The following is a 13,059-nucleotide window of genomic DNA, read 5'->3' on the forward strand; positions in this document are numbered from 1 at the left end:
CTGGCTACGCCGGCCAGTCATGGCAGAACTGAGTGAGGCGGAGTTGGACGCGCTGGTCGAGGAGGCCACTGGACGCCCACGAGCAGGCCGAGGACGAGCTGGAGCCGCCGATTCCGGCGGGACCGGGATCGCTGAGCGCGGGGCAGCAGGCCTTGGCCGACTTCCTCCGTCTTGACGCCGACCTGCTTGAGGTCGCGGCCGAGGCGAGCCCCGAGCTGACCGTCGTACGGGACAACCAGCGTGAGCTGGCCGCGTGGATCGCGAACCTGACCGAGGCTGAGAAGAGCGGGCTGCTGCTGCGGGTCGTCCGGGACCAGGGTGCTCAGGTCCGGATGGAACTGCTGCGTCGCTTCCGCGGCGAACCCAAGGCGGACAGTGGTCATCTTCCCCGGCGTAGTGTGGCCGAGCTGCTGGACGCGGCGGCGGCCAGGTCGGCGAGTAGGTCGCTCAGCACCAGTTCCTCCTCCACCCGCACGGCCCGCCGCGTCATCGCCGCGGAGAGTCCCGGATCCCAGGGGGTCGGCCGGGGGCTGCCGGTGAGGGGGTTTCGGGAGGACACCGCCTGGTAGGAGGCGGTGTCGTAGCGCCACGGCCGCCAGCCGACCCGTTCGTGGACGGCCGCGGCGATGCCGACGCCGCCCCAGTCGAAGTCGCCGTGGTAGGCGAAGGCGGTCTCTCCGGCGGCGAGCAGGTCGAGCAGGCGCCAGACGGCCGCCGACGGCCTGCCGCTGACGCAGACCAGGCCAGGGCAGAGCGGTCCGAGCTCGTCCGCGGCCGCGGCGACCACGACCGGATTCTCACAGATCCGTACCAGCCCCGCGGCGATGGGTGTCTCGTGGCGACGTAGCTGGCGCAGGGTGAGCACGCACGGCTCGCCCGCCTCGCGGGCGGCTGCCAGCATGCGCCCGGTGGGGGTGCGGTCGTCTCCGGGCAGCCCCAGGCAGACGACGGTCGAGGAGAGGTCGTCGAGGTGAACTCCGACGCCGGCCCATGCCCTCCTGCGGGCGTCGGCCGTGCCTTCACCGGCATAGGGCAGGCCGGCCAGGGAGCGGGCGGCCGACATCGCCAGCGTGGCCAGTGGCCGGCCCTCGTCGAGGGCATGCGCGTCGCCGCAGCTCTCCGCCGCCAGGCGGCCGATCGGGATGCCCGGATGCGGCAGGCGGCGCAGCACCTCGGCCAGCCTGTCCAGCAGGACGCGGGCCTCGTCCGGGCCGGGGGCGCTCCGCCGCACCTGGCCGGTGGCGTCCAGCCACGAACGCCAGCCGTGCAGCTCCGGGCGGTCGGCCACGACCGCGTCGAGCTCCGAGAGGGCCCCGCGCCAGGCCGTCTCCCGTTCGGTGTTCTCGCGCGGGAGGTCGCGGACGGGGCCGCGGAGCAGGACGACGGCGGCGGCCAAGCCGTCGGGGCAGGCACCGCTGGAGCGCAGGACGCGGTCGACCTCGTCGAGGGAGACCGACAGTGAGGTCCCGGTGCCCGCGCGACGGCCGAGAAGCAGCTCGATCGCGCGGCGCTGCTCCGGCGAGGCCGCACCGAGGGTGACCGTCCCGGTCGGCGGCCTGCCCTGTTCGAGGCGGCGGCGGACCCGTTCGACGAGCCACACGGTCTCCCGGGTGCCGAGCAGTCGTTCCAGCCGGTCGCTCAAGTGAACAGCCCTTCGGGTTCCTGCTCAGGGACGACCGTGGCGGGGCGCGGATCGGGCCGTTCCATTCTGCGGCGCTCGCGGCCGTCCCACCGCCACGTGGTGACCAGCACGGCGTCGACGCCGTCGTGTCTGGACAGCTGGCAGATCGCCAGCCCCGGCACCTGCGGGTAGCAGCCCCATTCCCGCTCGCTGGTCATCACCACGTCCATGTCGAACGTCGCCAGCAGCCCCAGGCACTTGGCGCGCGAGTCGTCGTCCACCCCCGCGAACGCCTCGTCGAGTGCCACCAGCCGCGGCGCATGGGGGTTGCCCGCCGACTTGTAGTGGGCCGATGCCGCGGCGAACAGCGGCATGGATGCGGCGAGCACCCGTTCGCCGCCGGATGCCGGTCCGGTGGCGGTGCGCCACTGGCCGTCCTGCAGACGCTGGATCGCGAACTCGTGCCAGGTCCGGTAGTCCAGTGCCCTGGTCAGCTGCTCGGTCCGTCCGGCGGCCGGGTTGTCGGCGTACTCCCCGGCGATCTGCTCCTGCAGGAAGGCACCCACCAGGGCGCGGTCCTCGACAGACCAGGCGTCCACGGTCTGGCGGAGCTTCTCGCGTATCCGGTCGAGGCCGTCGGGGGCGTTCCTGGCGATCTTCCAGAGCAGGCGCAGTCGCATGCCGGTGGAGGTCGGGCGGGACTCCAGTTCGGCGTTCATCTCCCGTACCTCGGTCTCGGCCGCGGCGATCATCTCGTGGAGGGTTCCGGCCACCTCGTTGAGGAGGTGGTTCTCCAGCAGCTCCCGCTCCTTGGCCGACAGCAGCTGGGCGCGGTGCTCGGTCTCCTCGGAAAGCGCCTCCGCCAGACCGGGGATGTCCCTGGTGTGCCCCTGGAACAGCACGTCGACGACCATGACCCCGTCGCGCAGGGTCAGGCCGACCGAGTGCCCGTGCCTGGCCATGGCGTCGGAGAGCGATTTGTGCTCCTCGGTGACCCGCTTCTGGACCCTGTCCCAGGGGTTGTCGGCGTCGTCGACGCCGTCCAGTTCGGTGTTGACGGCGCGGGCCAGGAGAACCGCGGGGGTCGCGGCCCACTCGGTGCCGGGGTCGGGAACCTCCAGCGAGGGTACGGCGACGCGCAGCAGGCCGGTGGCGGCGAACGCGCGGAACTCGGCGATCGCCGCGTCGCGTACCAGCCCCGCCTGCTCGATCTCGCCGCGCAGGGCGTCGAGTGTGCCCTCGGCCTTGCCCTGCTCGACCAGGGCGGTCTGCTCCTCTCGCCGCGCGGCGCGTTCGGCGGCGTCCCGCTCCCGCATGGCCTGCCGCACCTCGTCGAGGTGGCGGTAGAGCTCCTCGACAGCGGCTCCCGCGGTCTTCACCAGCACCCGGTACGCCTCCGCCGCGGCCTCCGCGCCCTCCTGGGCCCGCGCCGCCCGCTCAACGGCCTCGGAGTGTCGTTCGCGAGTGAGGGAGAGCTCCTCGGCCGTCTCCGTCGCGGCCTCGCGCGAGCCAAGCATCGCCTCGGCCGCGGGCCAGAGCCCGGCCAGGGTGAGACGGTAGCCGGCCACCCCGGTTCTGGCCGCCGCGAGTTCCGCGGCCTCGGTGGGCAGGCCGACATCCCCGGCGAACTCGCCTGCCAGTGTCCGGGCACTCTCCACCTCCGCCTGCCGCGCGCTCACCACGCCGAGCGCCGCGCGGTGCGCGCCGCCCAGCTCGCGTCGCCGCTCGTGCTCGCCCGCCAGCTTGACGTGCGCCTCGCGCAACCGCGTGTCCGACGGCAGCGCACGGTGCTCCTCAGCGAGCGCGCGCTGTCGTGCGGCGACGGCGTCCAGCTCCCGCCGCAGCTCCTCCAGTCGCTCGCGCTCCTGGCCCAACTCATCCCGCAGCCGGGCGAGACGCGCCCGCCTGGCCGCCTCCCGCGCGCCTTCGCCGATGTGTTCGGCGGTCTCCTTGTGCCAGGAACCGGTGAGCACGCCGTTGGCCCAGCGGCCGTCCGCCGCGACCCAGGTGGCCGCGCCGGGACCGAGCCCGATGGCGGCGAGCACCGCGTGAACGGCGGCGTCCGGCAGCGCGGACGCCCACGGGTCGGCGCGGTCGACGGCGGGACGGAGCACAGCGGAGCAGGAGGGCCCGGCGACAGCCGTACCCGCGAGAAGGACCGTGTCGTCTTCGGCCGCGAGCGTGCCCGACGGGGTCACCCAGGCGTCGAGGACGCCCGCCGCCTCCAGCGCGGCCTCCAGCCCGGCCCGCTGGTCGACGGGAATCGTCTCGGTGAAGTCGACCACTTTCCACAGCGGCGCGCCCGGGCGGTCCGCACGCGCGCCGGGTGCTCTGGTGTACGGGACGGGTGGCGCGTCGTGGCCGCCCGCCTCCAGCCGGGTGATCTCCTCTGCCAGGTCCGCGGCGGCCTGCCGCCGGGCGCGTGACTCGGTGTCCAGCTCCGCCTGCCCGCGGCCCAGCTCGGCGGTGGCCGTCCGGACGGCGTCGTCGACGGCGGTCGCCGCGGGGTTGGGGCCCTCGGCGGTGACCGCCCAGGACTCCAGCGTGGCGAGCACCGCGTCAGGGTCGTCGATCCGCAGCTCGACCACCCCCGCCAGGTAGCCGAGATAGGAGCCGGCCAGTTCGGCGGTCTGCTCCTCCGTGATCCGCTCGGCTGTGAAGATGCGTTCGGCGGCGGCCTGGAGCTCGTGGGTCAGCCGGTCCGTCTCGGCGCGGGCGGCATCGAGCCGGGCACCGGCCCGGGTGACGGCCTCGAACAGGCGGTCAAGCTCGGCCACCGCCTGCGATCGCCGGTCGGCCAGGGTCTCGGCGGCGCGGCGGGCCCCGGCGGGATCCTCCTCCCACCGGGCCACGATGTCGAGGTGGTCCCGTTCGCACAGGGCCTGACGGGCGGCTGACGCGGACGACTCCCGCGCGGCGGAAAGCTCGCGGGCGGCCTGGGCGGCTCTGGCCTCCGCGGCCTCCGCCCGGGCCTGGCGGCGGCGCATCTCGGTGGCCAGGTCCTCCCTGGCGTTCTCCTGGACACGTGAGTGTCCGGCCTGCCGCTCGGCCTCCTCGCTGACCTGCGTAAGCCGTTCGGCGTCGCGCATCCGGGGGCTTTTCTCCAGGGTTTCCTTCCTGGCCTCCAGCCGTGTCCGCGTCGCGGCCAGCCCGGTCAGTGACTCTCGCGCCGCCTCCAGGGCGCCCTGGGCCGAGGCGCGGCGGCCCTCGGCCTCGTTGAGGTCGCGGCTGAGATGTTCGTAGCGGCTCTGGGCCGTGCGGGGCACCGCGGCCTTGCGTTTGGCGGCGATCCGCGCGTACCTGCGGTAGTGGGAGAGGAAGTCGGTCGCGGCACCGCGGGCCTCCTCCAGTGCTCGCAGGGCGTCGTGCTCCTCGTCGAGGCCGCGGAACGCCTCGGCGACCGTGCTGATCAGGGAGGGGCTCAGCGGGGGCAGCGCCTCGGTGAGGGCGCGGGAGAGCAGCCTCTCGTCCGGTTTCTTGGACAGCTGCGGCTGACGGAGCTGGATGAGGAGGTTGACCAGCGCCTCGTAGCGGTGCTCGCCGAGGCCGAACAGGGCCTCGTCCACGGCCCTGCGATAGTCAAAGGCCCGGTCGTAGACCATGCCGTGCCCGTCGACGGCATCGCGCAGCTTCTCCCTGGTGAGCGAGACGCCGGTGGGGGAGAGGAGGTCCAGCCCGGCGCCGACCCGCTGGGGGGTGACGAAGAACCAGTGCCTGACGATGCCGCGGTCCTTCACCGCCTTCATGCCGCAGCCGATCGTCCGGAACTCCACGGTGCCGTCGGCCGCGCGTCGGCCGAACTCCATCCAGGTGTAGCCGAGCCGCTCGGGATGCGGGTGCCTGCCGCCCAGCAGCAGGTTCCACTCCATGCGCTTCTGGCGGTCGCCGTCCGGCTCCACGCGGTGCGGCGCGAGCTCGCCGTCGAGCAGGAACGGCAGGGTCAGGGCGAGAACCTTCGATTTTCCCGTTCCGTTGTTGCCGCGCAACAGCAGCCGGCCGTCGTGGAAGCGGAACTCCTCGACGTCGTAGTGGAACATGTCGACGAGCCCGGCTCTGAGGGGTTTCCAGCGTTCCGAGGTCGGAATCGGGTGCGTCACCGCCGGGCCTTTCCTGGTTCGCGGATGGTCGGTTCTTCGAGGGCGTAGCGGACGATCGCCGGGAGGCCGCGCACCCGATCCGCGCGGACCTCGACCAGTTGGAGTGCCACCAGCTTGTCCAGCGCCACGGCCAGGAGCTCCTCCTCGGCGCCGGGCTCGGTCACTCCCTTGCGCCAGAAGGAGGCGTGGGCGTCGGCGGCCCGCCGTACGAAGGCGTGCAGCTCCGCGGTGCTCGCCTCACCGTGGACGGCCAGGTGCTCGGCCACCAGCAGCGTCACGTGCCCGTCGGTGCGCTGTTCGGGCATGCGCACGTCGGTCAGTTCGTCGTCGGGGTCGACCATCGCGATGCCCTCGGCGCGGATCTCGGGCAGCAGCCCGGTCGCCTCCTCGATCCTGCGGGTGATCGCCTGGCGCTGGGAGACGAGGTAGGCGCGTTCGGCCTCGTCGAGGTCGTCGTAGTAGACGACGGGATCTTCCAGGAGCCGGCGGGTGAGCCTGCGGCGCATCGCCTGGTTGCGCAGATCGTCGGTGTCGGCGACGGGTTCGGCGGTCAGCTCGGCCAGCCGTTCCTCGAAGGTGGTGGCGTCGATCGTGGAGGGGCCACGCGCCCCGGTGAGGAGCGTGGCGAGCACGGGTCTGCGTACGTCGTACAGGACGTCGCCGGTGGCCGACAGGTAGGCGTCCTCGTCGCCGGCCACCCTGCGCAGCGCGCCCCAGTCGAGCAGCGTGCGCACGACGGCCACCAGGTCGGCCCGCTCGGCCCGGCTCTCCATGGTAAACGCGAAGTCGAGCCCCGGTTCGGCCGCCGCGTTGAGTACCTCCTCCGCGAGCCGGCCGAGCGTGGTCTGGGAGTCCGCCCTCTCCAGTACGGCGAGTGCCAGGCAGAGTACGACATAGCGGCGGCGGCCGAAGGGCTCCTTGGCCCGGCCGCGAGCCGGATGGGTGGCGTCGGAGAGAACCGGGGCGGTCTTGAACAGCCGGGCCGTCTCCGCGTCGGCCAGTAGTCGCCAGCCGGTCTCCCGGTTCAGCCAGTCACGCAGCTCGGTCAGGTGGCGGCGGACGAGCACGAGCTTGTCCGCGTCGTTCTCGGCGGTGAGCAGTGGCTTGACCAGCAGCGCGCGGAGCGCGGCCCGCCGTTGCGCCCGCTCCTCGTCGCGGATCACGACGCCACCATCAGATCGATGATCTCGATGAGGTGCTCGGGGCCGGTGAGCGTCCCGTCCTTGGTGTGGATCTCGACCTGGTCGCCGCCGGGGACGAGCGAGAGCCGTACCTCCATCGAACCGTCGCCGGTCATGGTCTTGACCTCGGTCTCGCCTGGCGGGCGGGCGGCCAGGGCGTCGCCGAGCAGCGCGAGGAAGAGCTGGAACGCCCGCGGATCGAGGACGCCGAGCTCGGACAGGAGAGCCGGTCCTCTGCCGCAGAGCACGGCGCGGGCCTCGGCGGTCTCCGCTGCCTCGCGCTCCACCCGCTCCAGCAGGAAGGCGCGGGCCCGCGAGCGGTCCTGTACCCGGTTCGGCTTTCCCCGCCGTTCGTAGGAGCCGGTCCTGCGTAGCTGCGGGGAGATCCGGACCGGTGGGGCGGCACGCCACGGCGTGTTCGGGGCCAGGTCCTCCTGCCGCCAGGAACTCTCGGTCTCGGCGGTGACGGTGAGGTGCCGCGCGGACGACAGGCCGAAGGCCGCGCGCCACAGCCGGTGCGTTGCCGCCTCGTCCGGCGCCTCGGCGAACCAGCGGGCCAGGGTACGGAAGTCGGCCGAGCGGTCGGAGCGGCCCGAGCGGCGCTCGTTGATCAGACCGACCGCGTCGACGAGCTGCTTGATCGCGGTGACCGCCGCCTGCCTCAGCAGCCGGGCCTGTGAGGGGCGGCCGGTGCCCTGAGAGACGAACCAGTCATTCAGCCCGCGCCAGCGGTTCCGCCACGAGTTGAGCGCCGCCGCTTCGGCCCTGTCGTACGCATCGGTCGCATCCGTTCCCTCCGGTACGGCGTCGGTGGCCTCCCGCCGCGCGGCCAGCCGCAGCAGCCTCTCGTGGTCGCCCGCCTCCAACTCGGTCAGGAGCATGGCCACGCGGGCGCCGGAGTTGGCGAGATCGGAGATGAAGCGGTTGATGTAGTCGATCAGCCGCTCCTTGTAGGCGATGAAACCCTCCACGTCGCCGTCGGAGAAGTCGATCGCGCGGCGCAGTGACGCCATGAACGCCTGGGCGTTGTCGGCGAGTGAGGCGAAGCGCTCGGCCAGGGAGAGTAGCAGCAGGTGCGTCTTGGCGGGATCGGGATCGGACTGCTGCGCGAGCGCCGACAGGGAGCGGAGCTGTTCGGCGATGTCACCGAGGGCCACCGACTGCAGCGCGCCCCGGCGGCCGATCGCCTCCTCGTAGAAGGCGATGGCCTGCTCGGCCGCCTGGCCGGCCGCGGTGAGCTGGAAGAGGAACCGTTTGCGGTGGAAGTCCTCGACGGAGGTGACCCTGCCGGTGTCGGGGTCCGCGCGCAGATTTCCCCATTCGGTCAGTTTCTCCAGCGCCTGGGTGAGCTGGTCGTCATTGCCCGCACCCAGTTCGACCGCGACGTCCTCGGGCCGCAGATGCACGATGAAGCGCTCCTTCGCCCGCGCGAACGCGCGCAGTACCTGGCGGTAGAGCGGTGCGTTCGGCGCGCTCAGGTGGGCGAAGGGCTGGGGATCTCGATGGTTCGATTGGGGCAGGTCAATCACCGTGCCATTTTGCCTGACGGGTGAGGTCTGATGCGCGGCCATCCGCGTCGGCGGTGGTGAGGCGGCTATCGGGGGCGCCGAGCAGCGACTCGCGCCCGGTACTCGGTCGACCGTCATGCTGAAGGCGCCTTCACAGGCCGGGACATATAGTGGAATTTCCGACATAACTTCCTCCTGGGAGAACTAGTGCGAAAGGGGCGCTACCTCCTGGTGGTCGGCTTTCGATGCGATCTATACGGGGTCCAGACGGGAAGGCGGAGGCGCTGACGCCGCATTGACGCCCCACCCCGGCCTCGTGGATTCGCTCGGGAAATGCTTCCGGCGCGAGAAGGGTCGCAAGTCAATCAAGCATGAATAGCTGTGATTTTTCATGAATAATCCGACGGCACGTTTTTTTGGGCTACCGGATTTTCCCTTTCTTTGGTTTTTTATTGCCCTGTGACGGGTATTCCAGCCACGGAAGCCGGCCGCCATATGAATGGAGCAAATAATGGCCATCGACACTATTGCCCGTAAGTCGGACCACTGGTTCAAGCTGGTCGACGTCAACGGCGACGGAAGGATCCAGCACAGCGACCTTCAGGCCCTGGCAGACAGGACCCTCAAGCACTTCGGCTACGACAAGGGATCCGCAAAGGGGCGCCGCCTCGTAGAGGCGTACGACCGGGCCTGGGCGTCCATGGCCGAGGCCATGGACGCCGACAGAAACGAGGAGATCTCCAAGGAGGAGTTCCGCTCCTACATGGAGCAGAACGCCAAGAAGGAGAGCGCCGAGAAGCTCCTTCGCCCGATCACCGATGCCGAGTTCGCGGCGGCCGACATCGACGACGACGGGCTCCTGTCCCCGTCCGAGTACGCGAAGCTGCTGCAGTCCTGGGGGCTGTCCAGCAGCGAGGCGGAGAAGGGTGCGGGCAATATCGACACCAACCGCGACGGCCGGATCAGCAGCGAGGAATACTACAGGGCCTGCCGCGACTTCTTCGTCGGCGAGCTCACCGCGCGTGCCGGACAGGTCTTCGGTCAGGTGAAATAGCCAGGGTGGTGGGGTGGCGGTCGCGTTGTTGGCGACCGCCACCCTTTTCCATGGGTCCCTTTTCGGCGATCCAGGTACCTTCCATGGGGTCCCTTTTCGGTGGCTCAGGTACCTTCCATGCGGTCCCTTTTCGGCGATCCGGGCACCGGGCGCGGCGTCACCGGGTGACGGGCAGTGTCTCCACGCGGCGGATCAGCAGGTCAGAGCGCCACGGCAGCTCGTCGTCCGGGACGGCGAGGCGCATGGGCGGGCACTCCGACAGCGAGGAGATCGCGACTCCTATCAGCATGCGCACCAGGGGCGCCCCCATGCAGTGGTGCGTTCCGTACCCGAAGGAGAGGTGCGGGTTGGCGCCACGGTGGAAGTCGAGCTCGCCGGGGTTGGCGAACACCGACGGATCATGGTTGCCCGAGGGAAGGGCGGGTAGCACCTGCTCTCCCGCGTGCACCAGCGTGCCGCCCACCTCCACGTCCTCGATGGCGTAGCGGGCGAAGGTGACGTGCGAGGGGAACGGCGCGTAGCGTATGAGTTCGTCGACGGCCTGTGGGATGAGCTCGGGATCCGCGCGCAGCTCCTCCAGCTTTCCGGGTGAGGTGACCAGCAGGTAGAAGGCGTTCGTCAGCTGTGTCGAGACGTTGTCGACCGCCAGGAGGATGTCGTTGACCAGTTCCTTGATCTCCGCCTCGGCGAGCCCGCCGTCCGCGGCGGGAACACCGTCCGCGCCGTCGGAGTCAAGGGCGTGGACGGTGTTCCCGCCGTCGGAGTCGAGGGCGCATGCGAGGACGCTGACGAGGTCGTCCCTCGGCTCCGCGCGCCGGGCGGCGATGAGCCGGTCGGTGTAGCGGGAGATCTCCTCGACCCTGGCCTCCACGACGTCGGCGGCCAGTGCGGTGCTCGCGAACCCCTCGAACCAGTTCAGGAAGATCGCAAGGTCCTGCTTGGGGATACCGATCAGGGGGCACAGCACCTCCACGACCAGCGGCTTGATGTAGTCGCCGACCAGATCGTACGGGGGAGGCGCGTCCGCGAACCCGGCCATCAGCGCACGGGAGTGCTGCTCGGCGATCGATCGGAGCAGGTGGATCCGCTCGGTGTTGAATCTGAGCCCGCTCGCCAGCACCCGGCGCAACCGGGTCTGCTGTGGGGGGTCGGTGTTGAGGATGCTGTCCTGGAGCGGCAGGACGGTGAGGCGCGCCTCGTCGCCGCCGGGAGGAGGCGTCCGGACGAAGCGGCGGTCGCGCAGCACCGAACGCATGTCGTGGTAGCGGGTCACCAGCCAGGCGTCGTCACCGTAGGGCGGGCGGACCCTGGTCAGCCCGGGCCGCTCGCGGCACCGCGCGTATTCGGAGTCGACGTCGAGACGAATGGGTTTACCGAAAGGGTAGTCGACGGGCTCGGGAATGATGTCCACGGTCTCTCCGGTGAATGACTCGGTTCGCTGGCTTGGGTTCACGGCCGGAATCGGCCACCGCGCTGGACCTCGGCGTCACCGTTGACGCCCATCAACCTGAGTCGGTTATCCGTTTTGTGGGCAACGGCGCCGATTAGTCGTTTGGTTCGCCATCCGCGGAGGCGGTCCGGCTTCCGTACCGGGATTACCCGTGGAGCGGGAAAGGCAAAACCAAGAAAGACGGATCCGATTTTCATTGCCCTTTGTCGATAAATGGTTTTATGGCGAAAGGGTGGCGTGTCGGCACCGATGTTCGTGGGAATGTTGACTCAAGCGGGCCGGAAACCGATATTCGAGGTCGTCGACTGGGTCGGCCCCCGCTGCTACTGTTTCGCTTGGCCGGGGAATTAATTCGACCCGCAATTTATGCTTATTGGTGCCGGTTCGGGAGGTTTCTCATTTCTGATCTGGGTGATGGAGACTCCGAACTCCGGGTGGACATGGGAAATGTCAGAACGGCTCCCTCGGAGATCGAGTCGACCTACAACGAGCTCGCCGCGCTGGTGGGCGAGACGGCGGGACCCGACCGGCACTACGGCTTCTGGACGGGCCCCGACGACGACGCCTCGATCTCCGAGGCCACGGAGCGGATGACCGACTTCGTGCTGGCCCGGCTGGACGTCGGCCCCGGCTCACAGGTGCTGGACGTGGGCTGCGGCAACGGCCGCCCGGCGGTGCGCCTGGCCAGGACCCTGGGGGCGCGGGTCGTCGCGATCGACATCGACCGGCAGGCGCTGCGCAACGGGGCCGAGCACGCCGCGGCGCACGGGATGGCGGAGAGGGTGCGGTTCCGGCGCGTCGACGCGCTGGACCTGCCGTTCGCCGCCGCCTCGTTCGACGCGGTGCTGGCCTTCGAGGTCACCCCGCACTTCGACGTCGCCGACCTCTACCGGGGCATCGCCAGGGTCCTGCGCCCGCAGGGTCGCCTGGTGGTCGAGACGCCCTACCTACGGGTTCCGATGACGGAGGAGATCCGCGAGCGCATCGGCCCCTACCTGACCATGCTGAACGCCGTTTCGCTCGACGCGCCCGAGGAGCACCTGTCGGCGGCGCGGGAGGCGGGGATGGTCGTCACCGAGCTCGTCGACATCACGGAGAACGTGCGCGGTTCCTTCCCCCGTCTCGTAGGGGGGCTCCGGGAGCGGCTTGAAACCGGGGGCGGGACGTCCGACACCGCGCGGCTGATCGACACCTTCGCCGCGTGGGCGGACGCCACCGAGGTCGGCGGAGTGGTCATGACCTTCACCAGGATGGAGCAATGACATGACGGACGTGACGGTCATCGGAACCGGCGTGATCGGTTCCGCGGTGGTGCGGGCCTGCGCCGACTCCGGTCTGGAGGTCTCGGTCTGGAACCGCACACCCGAACGGTCGGAGAGGCTCGCGGGAAGGAACGTCCACGCCCACGCGAAGGCGGCCGGCGCGATCGAGGCCTCCCCGATCGTGCTGCTCTGCCTGCTCAACTACGAGATCACCCACCAGGTCCTCGACGAGGCCGGGGCCGACCTCTCGGGCAGGCTCGTCGTGCAGAACGCCAGCGGCGTCCCCGACGACGTCCTCCCGCTGCGGGCGCGGGTCGAGGCCGCGGGAGGCAGATACCTGGAGGCCGCGATCCTCAACTACCCGGACGCCATCGGCACCGAGGACTGCTTCACCGTTTACGGCGGGGCGGCCGAGGATTTCAAGGAGATGGCGGGGGTGACCGAGGCACTGTCCGGCAAGCAGGTGCGCCTGGGCGCCGATCCCGGTTACGCGAAGGCCTACCACGTCGTGTCCAGCGCCTTCTACTACGCGTTCGTCAACGGTTTCCTCGAATGCTCGGCCATCGCGGAGAGCATGGGCGTCCCCCTCAACGACTTCGCCGAATCCGTGCCGCTCTACGACCCCGGTTTCCAGAACACGATCGGCATCGGCCTCGGTCTCATCGCGCGCCGTGACTACACCTTCGAGCAGGCTCCGCTGACCTCGCACCTGGACGTCCTCAACAACCTGACCGGCATCGCGGAGCGGGCCGGGATCGACCAGTCCTACCTGGGCGTGATGCGTGAGCGCGTGCTGAGGGCGATGGAGCAGGGCTACCGGCGCGAGCACGTGGCGGTGCTCACCGAACAGTTCCGCAGCCGCCGAGCGGCCGTCCATAACCGCTGA

At 70.6% G+C, this 13,059-nt stretch carries 9 protein-coding genes; 3 read left to right on the forward strand and 6 right to left on the reverse strand.

What is annotated here, in order from left to right:
- Nucleotides 1–17: 17 nt before the first annotated feature.
- From OG884_RS27445 to OG884_RS27465, 5 genes are read right to left on the reverse strand one after another with little or no spacing between them, the layout of a single operon-like run.
- Nucleotides 18–383 carry a hypothetical protein gene (locus tag OG884_RS27445; protein WP_326637581.1) on the reverse strand — a complete coding sequence of 122 codons (366 nt, stop codon included), beginning with the start codon at nt 381–383 and terminating at the stop codon, nt 18–20.
- Nucleotides 380–1,642: a TIGR02679 family protein gene (locus OG884_RS27450; RefSeq protein ID WP_326637583.1), complete on the reverse strand. Its 1,263-nt coding sequence runs from the start codon at nt 1,640–1,642 to the stop codon at nt 380–382. Before OG884_RS27450 ends, OG884_RS27445 begins: the two co-directional genes overlap by 4 nt.
- Nucleotides 1,639–5,718 (reverse strand): TIGR02680 family protein, encoded by a 4,080-nt coding sequence (locus OG884_RS27455; RefSeq protein ID WP_326637585.1) that lies wholly within the window; start codon nt 5,716–5,718, stop codon nt 1,639–1,641. Before OG884_RS27455 ends, OG884_RS27450 begins: the two co-directional genes overlap by 4 nt.
- A complete protein-coding gene (locus tag OG884_RS27460) occupies nt 5,715–6,881 on the reverse strand; it encodes a TIGR02678 family protein (RefSeq protein ID WP_326637587.1) in 1,167 nt (388 codons plus the stop codon). The genes OG884_RS27455 and OG884_RS27460 overlap by 4 nt, the downstream gene beginning before the upstream one ends.
- Entirely contained in the window at nt 6,878–8,428 is a 1,551-nt protein-coding gene (locus OG884_RS27465) for a TIGR02677 family protein (protein ID WP_326637589.1), read from the reverse strand. Before OG884_RS27465 ends, OG884_RS27460 begins: the two co-directional genes overlap by 4 nt.
- Before the next feature lie 490 nt (nt 8,429–8,918).
- Between OG884_RS27465 and OG884_RS27470 the strand changes: the two genes are divergently transcribed.
- Entirely contained in the window at nt 8,919–9,461 is a 543-nt protein-coding gene (locus OG884_RS27470; protein ID WP_326637591.1) for an EF-hand domain-containing protein, read from the forward strand.
- Nucleotides 9,462–9,618: 157 nt separating this feature from the next.
- Here OG884_RS27470 and OG884_RS27475 read toward each other — a convergent pair whose 3' ends face one another.
- A complete protein-coding gene (locus tag OG884_RS27475; RefSeq protein WP_326637593.1) occupies nt 9,619–10,872 on the reverse strand; it encodes a cytochrome P450 in 1,254 nt (417 codons plus the stop codon).
- A 479-nt stretch (nt 10,873–11,351) separates the two neighbouring features.
- Between OG884_RS27475 and OG884_RS27480 the strand changes: the two genes are divergently transcribed.
- Both OG884_RS27480 and OG884_RS27485 read left to right on the forward strand, forming a co-directional pair.
- Nucleotides 11,352–12,173, forward strand: a complete 822-nt coding sequence (locus tag OG884_RS27480) for an SAM-dependent methyltransferase (RefSeq protein WP_326637594.1) — start codon at nt 11,352–11,354, stop codon at nt 12,171–12,173.
- 1 nt (nt 12,174) lies between these two features.
- Entirely contained in the window at nt 12,175–13,059 is an 885-nt protein-coding gene (locus OG884_RS27485) for an NAD(P)-dependent oxidoreductase (RefSeq protein WP_326637596.1), read from the forward strand.

Source organism: Streptosporangium sp. NBC_01755 (genome assembly GCF_035917995.1).
In the GTDB taxonomy this organism is placed as follows: domain Bacteria; phylum Actinomycetota; class Actinomycetes; order Streptosporangiales; family Streptosporangiaceae; genus Streptosporangium.